This window comes from Bradyrhizobium campsiandrae, from assembly GCF_014529705.1.
GTDB classification, from domain to species: Bacteria; Pseudomonadota; Alphaproteobacteria; order Rhizobiales; family Xanthobacteraceae; genus Bradyrhizobium; species Bradyrhizobium campsiandrae.
Map to the genome: position 1 here is coordinate 13,461 of NZ_JAANIH010000032.1, position 18,613 is coordinate 32,073.

Here is an 18,613-nt window from a genome sequence, read left to right on the forward strand (position 1 = left end):
CTTACGACGCCTGCTTCAGCCGCTCCAACGCCTCCAGCAGCTTGGCCTTGCGGGCGAGCGCCGCCTCGCGCTTTTCGCGCTCCTCCTCGACGACCTCTTCGGCCGCGTTGGCGACGAATTTCGCGTTCGCCAGCTTGGACTCGGCACGCTTGATGTCGGCGTCGGCCTTGCCGATCTCCTTGTCGAGACGCGCACGTTCGGCGGCGAAATCGACCACGCCCTTCAGCGGCAAGGCGGCCACCTCGCCGCGCACCAGCAACTGAACCGCACCATCTGGCGCGCGGTCGGCGAAGGAGATGTCGGACAGGCGGGCCATGCGCTTGACGATTTCGGTCCAGCGCGGCGCGCGCTCCTTCGTCTCGGCCGAGGCGCCCGCGAGCACGAGCTCCGTCAGCGTCGCCGGGGGGATGTTCATCTCGGCGCGCACCGAGCGGATCTGCGTGACCAGGTCGATCACCCAGCCGATCTCGGCTTCCGCCTTGGGATCGGTGAAATCGGCATGGTCGAAAATCGGCATCACGAACGCGGGCGAGACCAACGGGTCGGTTGGTCCGGCCGCGGCGGCGAGCACCGCGAGCTGCTCCGGCGTCGGCCCGGATGGCTTCAGCGGCCACGGCGCCAACGCGAGCAAGCCGTCGCGCTTGGCCGTCACCTCCCACAGCTCTTCGGTGATGAAGGGCATGAAGGGGTGCAGCAGCTTCAGGATCTCGTCGCGTGCCCAGGCAACCATGGCGCGGGTCTCGTCCTTGGCGGGGCTATCAGGGCCAAGCAGCACGGGCTTGGCGAGCTCGACATACCAGTCGCAATAGACGTTCCAGACGAAGCGATAGATGCTACCTGCCGCATCGTTGAAGCGATAGGCTTCGATGGCTTCGGTCACCTCGCGCGCGGTGTGCGCGCTCTCATGCGCGATCCAGCGGTTCAGCGTCTCCTTGGCCTTCGCCGGCTCGAAGCCCTCGGGCACCGCGCAATGATTCATCTCCGCGAAGCGGGAGGCGTTCCACAGCTTGGTCGCGAAATTGCGGTAGCCCTCGACGCGGCTGGTGGCGAGCTTGATGTCGCGCCCTTGCGCTGCCATCGCGGCCAGCGTGAAGCGCAGCGCGTCGGCACCATATTCGTCAATCAGGTTGAGCGGGTCGATGACGTTGCCCTTCGACTTCGACATCTTGGCGCCCTTCTCGTCGCGGACGAGCGCGTGGATGTAGACCGTCGAGAACGGCACCTCCTTCATGAAGTGCAGGCCCATCATCATCATGCGGGCGACCCAGAAGAAGATGATGTCGAAGCCGGTGACCAGCGCGTTAGTCGGGTAGTAGCGCTGCACCTCGGGCGCGTCTTCCGGCCAGCCGAGCGTCGAGAACGGCCACAGCGCCGACGAGAACCAGGTATCGAGCACGTCCTCGTCTCGCGTAATGAAGCCTTCGCGCTTGTTGCGGTCGAGCGCCATCTCACGGCCCTGCTCGGCCGTGATCACTTCCTGCTCGACGTAATAGCCGAGCGCGTGGCTGATCGCCTCCTCCTCGGTCTCGGCGACGAACACCTTGCCATCGGGCCCATACCAGGCCGGGATCTGATGGCCCCACCAGAGCTGGCGCGAGATGCACCAGGGTTGGATGTTCTCCATCCACTCGTAATAGGTCTTTTCCCAGTTCTTCGGCACGAAAGTCGTTTCGCCCGAACGCACCGCCGCGATCGCGGGTTTTGCCAGCGTCTTGGCGTCGACATACCACTGGTCAGTGAGGTACGGCTCGATCACGCTGCCTGAGCGGTCGCCATGCGGCACCATGTGGGTGTGCGGCTCGATCCGCTCGACGAAGCCGAACGATTCCAGCCGCTCGACGATGCGCTTGCGCGCCGCGAAGCGATCGACCTTGTTGAATTCTTCGGCGAACTGCGAGGCGCCTTCCGGCAGATCCTTCAGATAATCCTCGTTGTCGACGAGGTCGAGGCAGCCTTCCCTGTCGAGCACGCTGATGCGGCGCAGGCCGTGGCGATTGCCGACCTCGAAATCGTTGAAGTCGTGCGCGGGCGTCACCTTGACCGCACCCGAGCCCTTCTCGGGATCGGAATATTCGTCGGCGACGATCTTGATCTTGCGGCCGACCAGCGGCAGGACGACGTTCTTGCCGATCAGTTTCTGATAGCGCTCGTCCTCGGGATGGACGGCGACCCCGGTATCGCCGAGCATGGTCTCGGGGCGCGTCGTGGCAACCACGATGAAGGTCGAGCGATCCTCTGGGTCGAACGTCTTGCCCTCGATCGGATAGCGCAGATACCAGAGGTGCCCCTTCACCTCGGTCTGCTGCACTTCGAGATCGGAGATTGCGGTGAGCAGCTTGGTGTCCCAGTTCACCAGCCGCTTGTCCTTGTAGATCAAGCCGTCGCGATGCAGCTCGACGAACACCTTGACGACGGCCTTCGACAGGCCCTCGTCCATGGTGAAGCGCTCGCGCGACCAGTCGCAGGAGGCGCCGAGCCGCTTGAGCTGGTTGATGATGGTGTCACCGCTCTCGGCCTTCCACTGCCAGACCCGTTCGAGAAACTTCTCGCGGCCCATTTCGCGGCGACCGGGCTGCTGGCGCTCCATCAGCTGACGTTCGACCACCATCTGGGTGGCGATGCCGGCATGGTCGGTACCCGGCTGCCACAGCACGTCGCGGCCGCGCATGCGCTCGAAGCGGCACAGGATGTCCTGCAGCGTGTTGTTGAGGGCGTGGCCCATATGGAGCGAGCCCGTCACGTTCGGCGGCGGGATCACGATGGTAAAGGGCGCGGCGTCGCGGCGGTCAGGACGGCCGGCCTTGAAGGCAAGGCTGTCCTCCCACACGACGGACATGCGGGCTTCGATATCGGCGGGCTGGTAGTTTTTCTCGATCATGGGGCTGCTAGAAAGCCGCGCGCGGGGTTCAAGTCAACGGAAAGCTCAGCGGCAAAAGGGCTTTCCGGCCCGACCGGCAGACCAAGTATGACACAGGAGCAGGGCTTTATCGGGGCCGCAGGCCCTGGCTCAGCGGCCGCCGCGCGAAACCCGCTCGATTTCAGCCTTCACGATGCGTTCGACGAGGCCCGGCAAGTTATCGTCGAGCCAGGATTTGAGCATCGGGCGCAGCATCTCCTTGACCAGATCCTCCAGCGTCCGTGCATTGCTGCTGAGCACCGTGTGGGCCAGGGAATTGAAGGCGGATTCGACCGCCGAGACCGTCGACTGGGCCAGGATCGGCTGCTGCGGCGGCAGTGGCGGCGCATCGTAATCGACCGGCGCGTAGGACGGCGCTGGCGCCGGACGAGGCGGCGGTGCCTCGGCGAATTCGAGATCGTCGCGCGGCTCGACCCTGCGGAAGCTTGGCGGCGGCGGCGCCGGTGTCGGCGCCGGATCCATCGCCATCTCGTCGGTCAGTTCGAGCACGTCGGGTTCAGGCTCCGGCTCGGGCTCGGGTTCGGGAGCCCGCACCTCGGGCGTAGGCGTGGCTTCGTCGAGGCCAGCCAGCAGCGCGTCGATATCGTCCTGGTTGTTGGGGCCCGCATCGGCCGCAGGCGCCGGTGGAGGCGGCGCGGGCTTCGAGGCCGGCGGCGGCGCTGGCTTCTCAGCGGCAGGTTTTGCGGGCGCAACCTTGGATGGTGGAATATCGGCCATCGCCTTTGGTGTGGGCGCAGCGGGCGCCGGCGCGGGCTTCGCAGCTTCCGCAGGCGGCGGCTTGGCCTCATCATCGGCAATGATGCGCCGGATCGAGGCCAGAATCTCCTCCATGGAGGGTTCTGTGACCTTTGCAGGCTGCGTCATCTCCGACTCCACATCATCAACGCCCTCGCATGCGTTGTTTTACACCAAGCACGACAGGATTGGCCGGTTCCGGATGTGCGCCCCGACATTTTCATCGCGGCAGCCAGACTTGTCCCCAGATCACGACGCAAAAGTGAGGCGGCGCGCCCCTGCCCCGTCACTCAAGCACGACGCATGCAACATCGAATGCGGGACGAATCGACCCGCACCTTCTTGCCAAGGCTATGTCAGGGATTTTGACGATTGCAAGCAAAGCGCCGGTCGGCCTCGGCTGTTTGCGAGGTCGACCGGAAGACTACGGCAATCAGCGTCCGTCGGGCGTGCGCACGCCGACCCAGCTGTCGCGGACCTGCTGGTAATGCACGCTCGGATCGTAAACGGTGGTGTTGAGGCCGAGCACCTGCGGTGCGAGGCGGCCAACCGCGCTCAGCACCGAATAGGACGCCACCACGCGGTCATGCTGGGCGGTGACGAGCGCGACGCGCGCGTTGACCAGCGCCTGCTGCGCGTTGAGGACGTCCAGCGTGGTGCGCTGACCGGCCTTGGCTTCTTCGCGCACGCCGTTCAGCGCGATCTCGGAAGCGGTGACCTGGGCCTGCGCCGACTGCACCTGCGCCTTGCCGGCTTCCAGCTGCCCCCAGGCCTGGACGACATTGGCCCGAGTCTGATCGCGGGTGGTTTCGAGATTGAGGCGCTGCTGAGCCAGGTTTTCCTTGGACTGACGGATCAGCGCATATTCAGCGCCGCCCTGAAAGATCGGCACGGAAGCCGTCGCGATGGCTGACGCGGTATTCGTTCGGAACACCGTCAGTTGCTGCTGATAGGCCGTGCTGGCGGTCGCCGCGACCGTGACCGTCGGCAGCAATGCGCCTTCGTTGATCTTGACCTGGAGATAGTTGACGTCGATCCCATACATCGCAGCGGTAACGTTGGGGTTCTCGACAAGGCTGAGACCCACGGCGGAGGCGATCGTCACAGGAAGGAAACGATCGACCGGGGAGCCAGGCGCGAGGTTCGTCGGCTCGTTCCCGATGATCCGGCGGAAATTCGCGCGGGTCGTCGTGAGATTTGATTCGGCGGTCAACGCTTGAGTCTTGCCCGCAGCCAGCTGAGCCTCGGACTGCGCCACGTCTGTGCGCGTGACCTCGCCGACATTGAAGCGATCGCGCGTTTGCTTGAGCGTCTGCTCGAGCACACGCACGTTGCTGCGCTGAACTTCGAGCGTCGCCGCATCACGCAGATAGTCCATGTAGGTCGTTGCCGCCTGCAACAGGACCGTCTGCTCGAGCACGCGCAATGCCTCGCGGGAACCCGAGACCTGACTCTCTGCCGCACGCGTCCTGTTGGCGGTCTGATTGCCGTTATAGAGCGTCTGGCTAACGGTCAGACTGGCGGCGTTGGGCTGAAGCGGCGGATCGCTATGAATCGCAAGACCCTTCTGCATCGCCTGGACATCCTGATATTGGTAGCCGGAGCTGAGGCTCAAATTGACCTTGGGGCGATAGCCGGACAGGGCCTGCGGCACGCCTTCGTCGGTCGAGCGCACTTGGGCGCGCTGTGCGTTGAGCTGCGGATTGTTTTGATAGGCGCGCACCAGCGCGGCCTCGATCGTATCCGCCAAGGCAGGCGCCGGCCCGGCAAGTGCCGCCAGGAGGACCGAAACCGCTGCTCCGGTGAAAAGCTTCACCCCATGCATCCCTGAAATTCCGTTCATTCTCACGCCAGGCTCGTGCCCGCGAGCCTGGTTACCGTATCCAAGTGGAGTCGTTGCCCCGCCGCAACATAGGATGCGGTCGAGCGCGACGGAACTACCTCCCGGTAGTTCTCAGTGGAAACTCTTCACGTGCAGCATCCCGGCCACACTTCTGATTCAGAACGGGATTTTAACAGGGTTTCGGCGCTCAGAAGACGAAGGCGGCGGCCCGTTCCAACCCCGGGAGCACGGGGGCGGCCGCATCGAACAGCGGCCGGTAGCCGAATTCGCCATGGGAACGGGTCACGATCATGGCCCTTGATGGCCGGGATTCGGCCGATACGCCCACCAGGCGTCCGCCCTCCTTGAGCTGGCCGAACAGTCCTTCCGGCGGGACCTCGGTGGCGCCGTTGAGAACGATCACGTCATAGGGCGCGGCGGACGAATCGCCCTCGGCACAGGCGGCGACCTTGCAGGTGACATTGGTGAGGCCGAGCGCGACGAAGGCCGCGTTAGCTTTCGCAGCCAGGGCCGAATCGCTTTCCGTTGCCGTGACTTGGCTTGCAAGCTTGGCGGTCAGCGCCGCGAGGTAGCCGGTGGCGCAGCCGACGACAAGCACATGGTCGCTCTCGCCGATCTCGGCGGCCTGGAGCAGCCTTGCGGTCAGCGCGGCCTTGATCAGATAGCGCTTGGCGGCGCCCTCGCTCACATCGAGGTCGAGGTCGAGATAGGCCAGGGCCTGCCGGCTGGCCGGCACGAACACCTCACGGGGAACCGTGAACATGGCGTCGAGAATACGGCGATCGGTGACGTCATTGGTACGCACCTGGCCATCGACCATTTTTTGGCGCGCGGTCGAGAAACCGGACATTTGCAGACCCTGCATGGCGGACGATGCCGCGGAGATGAGTTGGCGGCATCTTTGGAACAGGCTCTGCGAAAACGCAACACGTCCGTTGGCCGCTCGGCCAACGGCAAGACCCATGCGAGAGTCCGAGGCGGGACGGCCCCTATTCGATCGCGACCGCAAGGCGCCCGATCAGAGCCGCCACCTCGTCCAGTCGCGCCGAATCGGGAGTCTCGACGGCACGGGCGAGACAGGCCAAGCATTCATCGTCGCTGAGTTCTGGAATGTCAGCCGGCAGAATCGAAGGGGCCAAATGGGCGCGGTCGATCTGGATGTCGGGCATGGGAAACAGCTCCATAAGAGTCCGGCCCAGCCAAGTTCGAGTTGAATTAAGTCGATTTGGTGCCGCCGCCGCACACATCCACTTGAATGCGATTCTGCTGCGTTGAGAGCACAAGGACGTTGAGAGATCGAATGAGCGACATCGCGCCGCACATCAGGATACGATCGTAAGTCATTGAGAATAAGCTGAAATTTGGCTCCCCGGGCTGGATTCGAACCAGCGACCATCCGATTAACAGTCGGATGCTCTACCGCTGAGCTACCGAGGAAAAGGCGAACCAGTCGTTCGCGCGCGGCTGCGTATAACAAAGCCGGTTGCGCTTGCAAAGGACGAATTCGCCATCATTCGCTAAGCGTCGAGGAAGCGCTTATCCGGCCCCTCCTCGAGGGAGGTCAAGCCGAGGCTACTCGGCAATGAACGACGTGGTTTTGGTGCCGGGGTCATAGCGCAGCCGAAGCGCGGTCATCTTGCAGAGATTGACGTTCTTCCAGAGCACGGCTTCGTCGTAATTCTGCCAGTCCACGCGGATGTTCCAGACGCAGCCCTCGTCATCCTCGTCGAACTCGACATAGGTGCTGGCCTGGTTCTGCAAAACCTTGTCGAGCTCGTTGTCCCATTCGTCCAGGCCATCGTCGGGCGCGTTGAAGCCCAGGAACTTGATGGCATAGCCGGTCTCGTTGACGACGGTGACGTTGCGGGCGTCGGCGGCGAACGACGGGGCGGCGGCGATCGCAAGACCGATCGCGATCAGTCCAGAAAGAAAATACTTCATGTGAAATGCTCCGGATCGAAACGGGCTCCGGCGCCTGACGTCGATCGGCGCAGGCGCCGCGGCAACCAATGGCGTTGCCTTGATCGGTTCGTCCGGAGCGCGAACGAGAGGTTCGACACGCTCTCGATCCGCGCTCCGGCTCGTTGCACGACGCGAGACGCACAACGAGCCAGTTCATATCGTTTCGAATTCTCCGCAGCAATGAACCGGCATTCACAGTTCTGCGGCGCTCGTCTTCTCCGGCGCAGGGACCGCTGCCGGCGCAACAGCGGCACCATTGGCCTTGCCGGTCACGGCGCCGACCAGCGCCTTCACGGGATCATCGCCCGGCGCAAATCCGCTCTGGCGCAGGATCTCGTCGATCATCGGACGCAGCGCATGCACCTTGAGCAGCTCACCGGCAAGTCCCTCGCCGAAGCCCACGCCGCCGCCCGCAGCCCCGTTGCCGCCGAACGCACCGCCGGTGTGCAGGATGCGAACGTCCTTGAGGTTGGCGATCGGCCTCACCATCTCGGCCAGTGCCGACGGCATGGTCTCGATCCGCTTCTTGGCGATCTCGAAATCGATCACGTTGGCGCCGAGCTTGTTCTGCGCCTCGTTCTTCATGGTGATGACGGCCGCTTCCGCCTCGCCGATGTTGCGCACGCCGACCGCCTTGATCTTGTTGGACTCGGCTTCGGCCGTGGCCAGCGTCTTGACGGCCTCGGCGCGGTCGAGCGAGGCCTTCTTCTCGGCCTCCGCCGCGACGATCAGCTCGGTCGATTTGCGTTCGGCTTCCGTGCGCGCGGCGAGCACCTGGGTCAGACGGGCGCGGTCGGCGACCTCGACGGCGCGTGCCGTCACGACCTTTTCCTCGGCGGACACCGCGAGCGCTTCGGCCGCCTTGGCTTCGGCGACGGCTTCCGAGGTCTGCTTGCTCTTGGACGCGATCTGGATCTCGTTTTCCTGTGTCGCGATCTGGATCTCGCGCTGGGCGTCGGTCTTGCGCTTGTTGATGGCGAGATCCGACTCGATGACCGCAGTCTCCTTGACCTGCTTGGCACCCGCCTCCTTCTCGGCGACGGCGCGGTCGGTGTCGATGCGCGCATTCTCCTCGGTCAGGCGCGCAGTCTGGGTAGCGGTTGCGACCTCGGCGCGGGTGCTCGCGGTCTTGTTGGCGATGTCGCGTTCCTGCGACAATTCCGCTTCCTTCTTGGTCCGCTCGATTCCCAGCGTCTGCTGGCGCGCCTCGAGGTCCTTCTGCGCGATCGCGACCTCGTTGTCGCGAACGATGGCGTTGCGGTCGCGACGGCGCGTTTCGGTGATGGTCTTGAGCTGGGTGAGGCCTTCGGCGTCGAAGAAGTTTTCCGGATTGAAGAACTTGACGTCGGTCTGGTCGAGTTTTGTCAGTGACACCGACTCCAGCTCGAGACCGTTGGATTTCACGTCGGATTCCACGGTCGCTTGCACGTGCTTGACGAAATCGCTGCGCTTTTCCTGCAATTCCAGGATCGTCATGGTGGCCGCCACCGAACGCAGGCCGTCGACGAACTTGGCTTCGACCTGGTTGCGCAGGGCTTCGGCGTCATTGGTCAGGGCGCCCAAAGTCTGGCTCGCGAGCGCAATGCTCTCGTCGTCGGGCCGGACGCGGACATAGAATTCGGCGACGATGTCGACGCGCAGGCGATCCTTGGTGATGAGCGATTCCCGCTCCTTGCGCTCGACGGTGAGCCTGAGCGTCTTCAGATTGACGCTGGCATAGGAGTGGAAGATCGGCAGGATCATGGCGCCGCCGTCGAGCACGACCTTCTTGCCGCCGAGGCCGGTGCGCACGAAGGCCTCGTCGCGCGTGGCCCGCTTGTAGAGAATGGTGAAGATGATCCCGAGGACGACGATCAGCGCGACGCCGATCATGGCCGGGACTGCGATGTCGAACATGACTTTCTCCGCTAATGGACTTGCTGGCTTAGAGTGGCTTTGGACGGCTTGAGTTCATCGTCGGCCTTCACGGCGACGAAACGGGTGTCGACCCGGTCGACCAGGAGGACGAGGGTCCCCTGCGGCAATGGCGCCGAGTCGGGAGCCGCCACGGCCAGGACGAAATGCCTGTTGCCGTGGACGTCGGCGACGCTGACGCGACCGGGCGGCCCCTGGTCGAGCGGACCGACGACCACCTCCCCGACACGGCCGACGAGATCGCCAAGGCCGATGGCATAGCTCTCGTCCTTGGGAATGATCCGCGCGATACCCCGGCTCGCAGCTCGGACCAGCGGCACCGAGACGACGACCGCCGCGAGCGAGGCGATGCTCGCCGGCAGCGGCCCCGCCACCATGCGCGGGACGTCCTGGATCAGGAAGCCGGTGATCGAGAAGGCACCGAGCGCCAGCAACAGGAAGATCAAGAGCGGCACGCCGCCAACATTGATCCAGGAGATGGCATTGATCACGCCATTGTCGCTGGGATGGCTGAAATCGATGCTGGTGCCAAGCATCTCGCTCAAGGAGGCACCGACCAGCATCGTGACCACTTCGAGCGTGCCCACGATGAGGATCATGGCCGCCGCGATCGCGAACGGCCGGACCTCCGGCGCCATGACGTGTTCGAGCAATGTGCTCATGACACGATACTCGTCAGGAGCGCGACTTCAACCGCGCGAGCCTTGCCGCAATCTCCTTGTCGCGATGGAGCGCGCTGAGCTCGTCAATGTCGCTCGAATAGGGAATGCCCGGCGGAACACCCGTGACGCGCGACACCGCCCTGCCCGCTCGCAGCGCCTTCGCCGCCGCGGAACTGCCGCCACGTTTGCGCGGCGAGTTCGAAGCCTGGTGGCTTGCTTCCGCCTCGCTCTTTGCGAGATCGACGCGGCGCTGCTCGGCATCCTGGATCGCCGACAGCACCGCGCGCAGCGAGGTCACGCATTGCTCGATTTTCTCGTTGTTCTCGTCGATGGCGCGGGAGAGCACCTCGAACTGCGCCTCCAGGTCCATCTGCCGGGCGATGCCGGCGCGCGCGAGGTCGTCGCGGCCATCCGTGATGGCGCCCTCGATCTTGGCGGCAAGATCGGTCATCTCGCGTTCGATCTCGCTGCGGCGCGCATTGAGGCGGTATTCCTTGGCACGTGCGGCTGCGAGCGCATCGCGCGCCTCGCTCTCGGCGCGCTCGATCTCGCGGATGGCCTGGCCAACCACTTTCAGCTTGTTGTTGCCTTCCGCCTGCTCGATCGCGTCATAGGCGATGCCGGCGATCAGACGTCCGACCCGGGACAGGAAATTCTCGGGAGCGGCTGCGATGGTATCCATAGCGTTCTCCTCCTCTGGCAGACTGTTCGGCGTGACGCCGTAGTGAACCTCGAAACCGTCATCGGTGCGGATCAGATGCGCGGGCACGCTCTGGCCCCAGCCCTCCGCGTAGCCGGCGTAGTCGAAGGGCACGCTGAAGCGCCCCTGGACGGTCGAAATCGAAATGGTGGCCGGCCCCTTGATCTTGGCGAGCTTGTCGTCGAGCGGCAGGCGGCGGCCCTGCGCGGCGCGATATTCTGTGCGGTCGCGCAGCCCCAGCGTCACCAGCCGCGACGGCAGCGCGGTCTCTTTCCGGATCGGCTCATAGGCATGGGCGTGCAGCAGGACGACGTTGGAGCCCACATTATGGGTCCGCGCGACCTCATCCAGGATCTCCATCATGCGGTCATAGGCCCTGAACGTCGCCTCCATGGCGGCCTTGGCAGCCGGGTCAGGGGCAAGCCTGTATCGAAGCGCCGAGGGCGCATTCCGGGGCGACGGGCTCATGGAAAGCACTAAAGCACCATTTTGGTGCTTTACAAGAGGAAAGCTCGATCACGTTCCACTGATCCTGTTGTACTTACGGGTTAGTCGCTGTCGCCTGGAGCCGCGTTCAAGGCGGGTCATCACCACTAGATCACCGTCGATCAAGACTTCTTGCACGCAAAAGTTGCAATTCGAGGCGAAATGCAAGCTCTCGTGTTTCGGGCGCGCTGTAATGCAAGGCGTTGCTGTGCAGACCCGGGACCCGGGAGGCCACGCGGGTGGCGGCCACTCAGGCCCCGGCTCTGCATCCGCGCGGCGCTTCGCGCCCGGGCCTTGTCACGGCCGCCGGCACACCAGGTCGATCTCGATCAACGCGTCATAGGCAAGACCGGTGACACCGACGCAGGTGCGGGCCGGCAGCCTGCCCTCCGCGAAGAACGTGCGATACGTCTCGTTCATCGCGGCGTAGTCCTCCTTGAAACGCGTCAGATAGATTCGCGTCATCACGACATGCTCGAGGCCGAGATCGAGGCCGGCGAGCACGACCTTCAAATTCTCCATCACGGCGCGTGTCTGCGCGACGATACCCTCAGGCAGCACGCCCGGTGTCTGCGGCGTGTCCGGCATCTGGCCGGTGACGAAGACGAAGCCGTCGGTCTCGACGGCGTGGCTGAAGGGGGCGACCGGCTTCGGGCCGCCGCTGATCATGTGGAATTTCACCTGAGATATCCTTGTTAAGTCGCGTCCCGAAACAGGCGCTTGCTGAGGATGGCATGCACACCCCAATTGCCGTCGACGACCTGCGTGACGCCGAAATCGACGGCCGCCGACATCAACGCGATCGCTTCGTCTTCGCTGAGACCTTTGGTGTTCATCAGGAAGCGCCGCATCTTGCGGAATGCGTCCTTCATGGCGAGGTCGAGCGAGGATTTGGCGTAGACCTCGCTCTGGCCCTGCGCGCCGAACTCGGCGAGGTAATTGGGATGGCTGAAACCGGTCAGGACCCAGTCTGTCTCGGTCTCGATCAGGGGATAAGAGAGATCGGCGAAGGGACGACCGGCCAGATCGGCCTTCTTGTGCAGGATGACCTCGAAGGTGCCGGTCATCGAGCATTCGATTGCGGTGCCGCTGAGCTCGCCGTCGCCCTGCGTGGCGTGGGAATCTCCGACCGAGAGCAGCGCGCCGGGCACCGAGACAGGAAGATAGACAGTCGCTCCCTTCCCGAGCCGCCAATTGTCGAGATTGCCGCCGAAATAGGACGGCGGCACGGAGTCGACGAAATCGACCTCGCGCGGCGCCACCGCGATCACGCCGAAATGCGGCCGCAGCGGAATGCTGATGCCATCGAGCACGGCGTGGCGGCGCTTGATCGTGGCTGATACGACGGGAACGCCGGGATAGTCGTAGGTGGTGTGCACGACGCCGAAAGGGTCGGTCTGCGGCTCCCAGCGGTAGGAATACAGCGCGCGAGCGTGGGGCTCCTCGGGATCGTCGAAAATCTCGTAGATGGTGACGATCTCGCGCGGCTTGGGACCGCCGAGAAACTCGTTGTAGTGATAGCCCCACCAGGCCGCGACCGAGGAGCCGAACACACGACCGGCATATTTCGGATTGCGGCTTACGCGCGGCACGATGTCGAGGATGCGCACCTCCAGCACGTCGCCGGGCTGGGCATCCTTCACCGCCACCGGCCCCGTGCAGATGTGCACGCCAAAGCCCTCGCCCGCGCCGCGGCCGAACACGCTGGCATCCATCGGGCCGGCGCCGCGGCGATCGACGTTCTTCTTGTCGGCGGTCCAGCCGAACACGCTCTCCGCGCCGGCATCGCCCGCAATCATCAAGTCGGGATCGTCCGAGGCATGCTGCGTCAGTGTTTCGATCGTGATGGTGTCGCCGGAGGCGATCTCGATCTGCGGCGGCAACGATCGGCTGAAATAGCCCCAATGAACGCGGCTGGCTTCCACCGGGAGATGGTGATGCCGTCGCTCCGCTGAGCGCGTCTCTTCGCCACTGATGCGCGCGACGTCGCTGCGCGCCTCCGCGCTATTTTGATGCGCGCGCGCCAGCGCCTCCTGCGGCCAGCCGCGTTGTCCGGCGACACCATGCTGCGTGGTCGCCCGCTCCGCCTCCTGCTGGCGAAACTCGCGCGGCGGCAGGCCGAAACGATGGCGGAAGGCGCGGCTGAAATGGGCGGAATCGCCAAAACCATAGGCGTAGGCGATCTCCGAGATCGATCGATGTGATTCCGTCGGGTTGGACAGGTCGGCCCAGGCGCGCTGGAGCCGCCGCTCGCGGACGTAATGGGTAAAGTTGTCGCCGACCGTCTCGAACAGCTTTTGCAGGTAGCGCTCGGAAATCCCCTCGGCCTGTGCGACCCGCGCCGGCACCAGATCGGGATCGTCGAGCCGGCGCTCGATGGTCTGGCAAATCCGGTGCAGCAGCGCGGCCTGTGTCGCGCTCGATCCGGCATCCGATGTCGAGGCGGCCACTTGATGGGCAAGCGTCAAAAGCAGATCGACCAGTGACTGCGCCAGCGTCTTCCATTCGCCGTCGCTCAACGTGTCGAGCGTCCGCGCGGTCGCATCCAGCATACGCGCGAACACATCGGCGAAACCGCCTGGTGGGACCACGCGGGGCTCGCCGAGCCGCGGCTTGCCCGAACGGCGTCCGTGCAACGCCTCGGAGGTCACCGACAGGACGATGGCCCGCATGTCGCGCTGGAACACGATGCTCCAGTCGCCGTTGCGCGGCAGCAGCACGAGATGCCCGACCGGAACGATGCGATGACTGGCGCCGCTCTTGAGCACCATGCCGTCCTCAACCGGCATCAGCGCGATCGGAAGATCCTCGTTCGATGGCGTGAGTGGCGCGACGCTCTGCGCGCCTGCGGCCATGCGAGTCAGAGCAATGCCATCGGCATGACGATGCGATGCTGTGGCGTGTCCGTCGTAGAAGCTATGACTACCTGCCGGTTGCAGGCCGACCGCGGCCAGCACGTCCCGCCAGGCTTCGGGGCGGTCGTCTTGTGCGTAGGACTCGCTCGTGAATGGGCGGAAGCTCATCGGATCGACCCAGATTACGGTCGATCGAAGCAACCTCTGTGCCAGCCGCACGCGGTCATCCGTCGCAGCGACGGATCGCAAATGATCTCCGCCTGTGACGTGTTCATCTCGAAAACGGGCTATGCCTCAATGCATTAGTCGCAGCGAAAGATGTTCTTGCGGATCGTTCCGTGAACGCCCCAATTGGCATCCACGACCTGAGTGACGCCGAAATCGGCGCCGACCGACATCAGCGAGATCGCCTCGTCCTCGCTGAGGCCGTGCACGATCATCAGGAACCGGCGGAGCTTCCTGAACGCATCGCGCATCGCGCGGTCGAGGCTGGAGTGATTGGCAATCTCCGTTTGCGCGTCGGCGCCGAGCGCGGCGAGATAGTTCGGATAGGTGAAGCCGTAGAACGACCAGGTGTGGTCGGTCTCGAGCATGGGATGGTCGAGACCTTCGAGCTGTGTGCCGGCGAGATCAGCCTTCTTGTGCAGGATGAACTCGAAATCGCCGGTGAGTGAGGTCTCGATCGCGGTGCCGCCGAGCTCGCTGTCGCCCTGCGCGGCATGGGGATCGCCGACCGAGAAATAGGCGCCTGATACCGCGACCGGATAGAACATCCGCGCACCCTTGCCGATGCGCCAGTCGTCGATGTTGCCGCCAGTATAGCTTGGCGGGATCGAGCTGACGAAATCGGCCTCGGATGGCGCAAGGCCCATCGTGCCGAAATGCAGCCGCGCCGGCACCTTCACGCTGGAGAGGATGTTCTCGCGTTTCCTGATCGTGGCGTGATCGACGCGGACGCCGGGATAATCAATGGTGGAATGCACGATGCCGTCAGGATCGGTCTGCGGTGTCCAGACGTAGTTGTAGACGGCCTTCGCATAGGGCTCGCCCGAGGTGTCGAGCTCGAAGATGGTGACGACCTCGCGGGGCTTCGGCTCCTCGATCAGATCGTGATAGTGAAAGCCCCAGTTCGCCGAGACGTTAGAGCCGAAGCAGCGGCCGGCATGGCAGGCGCTGCAACTCGGCCGCGGCCTGACGTCGAGGATGCGCACCTCCAGAACATCGCCGGGCTCGGCGCCCTCGATCGCGACCGGGCCAGTGAGGAGGTGCACGCCGATTCCCTCGCCTGCGCCGCGGATGAACGGGCCTTCGGTCGGGCCCGAGCCGCGGCGCGCCACGGCCTTATGCTCGCGCGTCCAGTGGAACACGCTCTCGGCGCCGGGGTCACCCTGGATCATGCGCTCGTAATCATCGTTGGCGTGATGGGTCAGCGTCTCGATGGTGGCGCGATCGCCGGAGCGCAGCGTCAGGGCGGGCGGGACCTTCTTGGAGAAATAGCCCCAATGGACGGTCTTCGGCGAAACCGGCAGCGTGAAATGCTTCATGAATGGGCCTCTTCGGGAGTCTTGATTCTCGCGGAGGCCGCGCTCATCGCACCGCCTCCGGGGTTTTGTCGGCGTCCATTACGCTGAGGAAACGCGCGGTCAGCGGGTTGCGCGGGTTGGACAGCACCTCATGTGCCGGCCCCTCCTCGAGGATCGCGCCACCGGACAGGAATGCGACGCGGTCGGCGACCTCATCGGCGAAGCGGATCTGGTGGGTCGAGATGATCATGGTGAGCCCGTCGTCGATGGCGAGGCGGCGGATCACCTCCAGCACCTCGTTGACGAGCTCCGGATCGAGCGCAGAGGTGGGCTCGTCCAGCAGCAGCACGCTTGGATTGGGCGCGAGCGCACGTGCAATGGCGACGCGCTGTTGCTGGCCGCCGGAGAGGTGCCGTGGCAGCGCATCGGCGCGATGCGACAACCCGACGCGGTCGAGCAGCTCGGCTGCGCGGCGGTCGGCATCGATGCGGGTCATGCCATGGACCCAGCGCAGGGGACCTGCGATGTTTTCCTTCGCCGAGAGATGCGCAAACAGGTTGAATTGCTGAAACACCATGCCGACGCCGACACTGGCGCGTTCATTGGCGATCGCGCGCGGCGACAGCGGTTTGCCATCGCCGCCAAAACCGAGGCGCCGGCCCCCGACATGGATGATGCCGGCATCCCAGTTCTCAAGATGGTTGATACAGCGGAGCAGCGTACTCTTGCCGGAGCCGCTCGGCCCGAGTAGCGCCACCACTTCGCCGACGCGCACCGTGAGGTTGAGGCTGTCGAGAACTTTTTGCGGGCCGTAACTCTTGGTGAGGTCCCTGGCTTCCACGGCGATATTGTTGCGCGCGATCGTCGCCGCACGCCGAACGCGCTCCTCCCGGGTCAACGCCAGCGGCGGCGTGTCGGCGGGCTCCGGCTGTAAGGGTTCCGGCTTCTGCACGGTCGCATCGGCGAGGTCGGGTTGGGCGCCCAGATCGACGCGTCGCCATGGCAGATAGTCGGCCAGCCTGCGCCGGCGGCTCGTGGTGCGATCGAGATCAAGCAGCCGTTCGACGACGAGCTGGATGGCGCTGATGGTCGCGGTCAGCACGAGATACAATAGGCCCGAGGCAAAGAAGATTGAGAAGAAATCGAAGGTCGATGACGCGAGCTGAGTCGAGCGCAGCGTCAGCTCCTGGACCGCGACCACGGAGGCGAGCGAGGAGTTTTTCAGCGCGCTGACGGCCTCGTTGCCGAAGGCGGGGATCATGGTGCGGATCGCCTGCGGCGCGATCACGCGGCGCATCAGGACCTGTGGCGTCATGCCGAGCGCCTGCCCTGCCGTCACCTGCCCGCGGTCGACGCCGAGCACGCCGGCACGCAGCATCTCGGCGATGAACGGCGCCTCGTTGCAGGCCAGCGCAAGGCCGGCCGCAAGCACGGCCGGCAGCTTGAGGCCGATATGCGGCAACGCGTCGTAGGCGAACACCATTTGCAGGATCAGCGGCGTGCCGCGGAAGATCACGGTATAGGCCCTGGCGATCGCCGCCAGCGGCCAGAAGCGCGAAAGCTGCATGCCGGCGAGGATCAATCCGACGATCAGTCCGCCGCCGAGCCCGAGGGCAGTCACCTCCAGGGTGAGCTCGATGCCCTCGAGCAGATACGGCATGCTCAGGTAGTGGAGGAACAGCGACATCAGAGCGACATCAGTCGGCCGTCAGGATGTCGGGCTCCTTGAAGTTGTTCACATCGAGCCCATGCTTCTTCAGAAGCTCCATGTGCGTGCCGGCCTTCTGCACCTCGATCAGCGCAGCGAGCACCGCGTCGCGGAATTTCGGCTTGTCCTTGGGAACGGCGATGCCGACCGAATACGGGATCGTTACCGCGATCGCCTTCTCCAGCTTGTCCGGATAGGCCTTGACGGCGCTGTCGACGGTGTTGACGTCGTTGACATAGGTGTCAGCGCGGCCGGCAAGGATCGCCTGGATGCAGTTGGCGTTGTTGTCGTAGAGCTGCACGGTCGGCTCTGCCTTGCCGGCCTTCTTGCATTCGGGCGCCAGGGCCTGGACCAGCGGCACCTCGACATAGCCGGTGTTCTCGGCCGCGGCCGCGCCGCACATCGACATGTTGATGCCGTTGATGCCCTTCGGATTGCCCTTGGCGACCAGCACGCCGTCGAACACCTTCGAATAGGTGATGAAGTCGGCGGCTTTCGCGCGCTCCTTGGTGGCGTAGATGTCGGAAATGACGATGTCGGCCTGACCTGCCGACAGCGTGGTCAGGAGTGCGGCGAACACCACCGGCTTGTAGGTCAGCTTGAAGCCGAGGCATTCGCCGATGGCTTCGCCGAGATCGATATCGAAGCCGATATATTTGCTGGGATCCTTCGGATCGATCGTCTCATAGCCCGGCGTGTGCGGGTTGATGGCGTTGACGAGCGTCTTGCCCTTCCAGTCCGGATATTTCTCCTGGAGTGCGGCACAGGCCGCGGGCGGGGCGGCTTGCGCGCTGAGCGGCGCCGCGGCGACGAGGCCGCAAACCATGGCGGCGCCAAGCGCGGCCTTGCGCCATGACAACGCGCGCGACATCCCCCGGCGCGCGTGATGCAGTTGCTTGGGCAATCCCCGTCTCTCCATCGTCCCACTCCTTCGAATTGTCATGGCGCTCGCCATGTTCCAGATCTCGGGAGCGAGCCTAGGTGGAGTGCGCCGGGGAAAGCTTGTCCGCAGGCGTACAAAAAATTGGATGGAGCGGGCCCGCGATTTGGGCACCAAGCTGCACAAAATCTGTTCGCGGGCAGGAGGCAGCGGGATGCGCAATTTTCGAATTCGGGAGAACCAAATGATTGCGGATGATGCAGAGATCGGCCGATCAGGACATCATGTGGTGAAGCGGCTTGACGGAGATATGACGCCACCCGGCGCATCTACCCGCTGCGTTCGCCAGACCTCACGGCCATCCACAGGCTGTCCGCAGCATATCCACAGGCTGATTGTGCCGGATTCGTCAGCCTGCGCGAGGGACT

Annotated in this window: 14 protein-coding genes and 1 tRNA gene; all 15 read right to left on the reverse strand. The window is 64.5% G+C overall.

The annotated features are described in order from the left end of the window. Position 1: 1 nt before the first annotated feature. Positions 2–2,878, reverse strand: a complete 2,877-nt coding sequence (locus G8O24_RS23105; RefSeq protein WP_188103330.1) for a valine--tRNA ligase — start codon at positions 2,876–2,878, stop codon at positions 2–4. A 129-nt stretch (positions 2,879–3,007) separates the two neighbouring features. Further along, positions 3,008–3,781 (reverse strand): PopZ family protein, encoded by a 774-nt coding sequence (locus tag G8O24_RS23110; protein ID WP_188103331.1) that lies wholly within the window; start codon positions 3,779–3,781, stop codon positions 3,008–3,010. A 304-nt stretch (positions 3,782–4,085) separates the two neighbouring features. Continuing rightward, complete coding sequence (locus G8O24_RS23115; RefSeq protein WP_188103333.1) at positions 4,086–5,477, reverse strand: TolC family outer membrane protein; 1,392 nt, start codon at positions 5,475–5,477, stop codon at positions 4,086–4,088. 205 nt (positions 5,478–5,682) lie between these two features. Beyond that, positions 5,683–6,345, reverse strand: a complete 663-nt coding sequence (locus tag G8O24_RS23120; protein ID WP_188103335.1) for a protein-L-isoaspartate O-methyltransferase family protein — start codon at positions 6,343–6,345, stop codon at positions 5,683–5,685. A gap of 139 nt (positions 6,346–6,484) precedes the next feature. Continuing rightward, positions 6,485–6,664 carry a hypothetical protein gene (locus tag G8O24_RS23125; RefSeq protein WP_148752283.1) on the reverse strand — a complete coding sequence of 60 codons (180 nt, stop codon included), beginning with the start codon at positions 6,662–6,664 and terminating at the stop codon, positions 6,485–6,487. Positions 6,665–6,857: 193 nt separating this feature from the next. Then, positions 6,858–6,932: transfer RNA gene (locus G8O24_RS23130), tRNA-Asn, on the reverse strand. A 135-nt stretch (positions 6,933–7,067) separates the two neighbouring features. Continuing rightward, a complete protein-coding gene (locus tag G8O24_RS23135; protein WP_188103337.1) occupies positions 7,068–7,436 on the reverse strand; it encodes a hypothetical protein in 369 nt (122 codons plus the stop codon). A gap of 213 nt (positions 7,437–7,649) precedes the next feature. Then, entirely contained in the window at positions 7,650–9,353 is a 1,704-nt protein-coding gene (locus tag G8O24_RS23140; RefSeq protein ID WP_188103339.1) for a flotillin family protein, read from the reverse strand. Between the two features lie 11 nt (positions 9,354–9,364). Continuing rightward, positions 9,365–10,033 (reverse strand): OB-fold-containig protein, encoded by a 669-nt coding sequence (locus tag G8O24_RS23145; protein ID WP_188103341.1) that lies wholly within the window; start codon positions 10,031–10,033, stop codon positions 9,365–9,367. A gap of 13 nt (positions 10,034–10,046) precedes the next feature. After that, complete coding sequence (locus tag G8O24_RS23150; protein WP_188103343.1) at positions 10,047–11,210, reverse strand: PspA/IM30 family protein; 1,164 nt, start codon at positions 11,208–11,210, stop codon at positions 10,047–10,049. Between the two features lie 306 nt (positions 11,211–11,516). Continuing rightward, complete coding sequence (locus G8O24_RS23155; protein WP_188103345.1) at positions 11,517–11,900, reverse strand: RidA family protein; 384 nt, start codon at positions 11,898–11,900, stop codon at positions 11,517–11,519. A 14-nt stretch (positions 11,901–11,914) separates the two neighbouring features. Further along, the gene (locus tag G8O24_RS23160; RefSeq protein ID WP_188103346.1) at positions 11,915–14,242 is read right to left on the reverse strand and encodes an acetamidase/formamidase family protein; all 2,328 of its coding nucleotides are present in this window, start codon (positions 14,240–14,242) and stop codon (positions 11,915–11,917) included. A 134-nt stretch (positions 14,243–14,376) separates the two neighbouring features. After that, on the reverse strand, positions 14,377–15,618 hold the full coding sequence (locus G8O24_RS23165) for an acetamidase/formamidase family protein (protein WP_188103348.1): 1,242 nt from the start codon (positions 15,616–15,618) through the stop codon (positions 14,377–14,379). Positions 15,619–15,661: 43 nt separating this feature from the next. Next, positions 15,662–17,284 (reverse strand): amino acid ABC transporter permease/ATP-binding protein, encoded by a 1,623-nt coding sequence (locus G8O24_RS23170; protein ID WP_188103350.1) that lies wholly within the window; start codon positions 17,282–17,284, stop codon positions 15,662–15,664. Between the two features lie 10 nt (positions 17,285–17,294). Continuing rightward, entirely contained in the window at positions 17,295–18,131 is an 837-nt protein-coding gene (locus G8O24_RS23175; RefSeq protein WP_376708077.1) for an ABC transporter substrate-binding protein, read from the reverse strand. Positions 18,132–18,613: the final 482 nt, after the last annotated feature.

What these genes read in the sequence shown, in the direction of transcription:
- G8O24_RS23115 (WP_188103333.1), bottom strand. Translation starts at nt 5,477, where the DNA reads ATGCATGGGGTGAAGCTTTTCACCGGAGCAGCGGTTTCGGTCCTCCTG.
- G8O24_RS23175 (WP_376708077.1), bottom strand. Translation starts at nt 18,131, where the DNA reads ATGGTTTGCGGCCTCGTCGCCGCGGCGCCGCTCAGCGCGCAAGCCGCC.
- G8O24_RS23110 (WP_188103331.1), bottom strand. Translation starts at nt 3,781, where the DNA reads ATGACGCAGCCTGCAAAGGTCACAGAACCCTCCATGGAGGAGATTCTG.
- G8O24_RS23170 (WP_188103350.1), bottom strand. Translation starts at nt 17,284, where the DNA reads ATGTCGCTGTTCCTCCACTACCTGAGCATGCCGTATCTGCTCGAGGGC.
- G8O24_RS23165 (WP_188103348.1), bottom strand. Translation starts at nt 15,618, where the DNA reads ATGAAGCATTTCACGCTGCCGGTTTCGCCGAAGACCGTCCATTGGGGC.
- G8O24_RS23120 (WP_188103335.1), bottom strand. Translation starts at nt 6,345, where the DNA reads ATGTCCGGTTTCTCGACCGCGCGCCAAAAAATGGTCGATGGCCAGGTG.
- G8O24_RS23135 (WP_188103337.1), bottom strand. Translation starts at nt 7,436, where the DNA reads ATGAAGTATTTTCTTTCTGGACTGATCGCGATCGGTCTTGCGATCGCC.
- G8O24_RS23140 (WP_188103339.1), bottom strand. Translation starts at nt 9,353, where the DNA reads ATGTTCGACATCGCAGTCCCGGCCATGATCGGCGTCGCGCTGATCGTC.
- G8O24_RS23105 (WP_188103330.1), bottom strand. Translation starts at nt 2,878, where the DNA reads ATGATCGAGAAAAACTACCAGCCCGCCGATATCGAAGCCCGCATGTCC.
- G8O24_RS23145 (WP_188103341.1), bottom strand. Translation starts at nt 10,033, where the DNA reads ATGAGCACATTGCTCGAACACGTCATGGCGCCGGAGGTCCGGCCGTTC.
- G8O24_RS23160 (WP_188103346.1), bottom strand. Translation starts at nt 14,242, where the DNA reads ATGAGCTTCCGCCCATTCACGAGCGAGTCCTACGCACAAGACGACCGC.
- G8O24_RS23125 (WP_148752283.1), bottom strand. Translation starts at nt 6,664, where the DNA reads ATGCCCGACATCCAGATCGACCGCGCCCATTTGGCCCCTTCGATTCTG.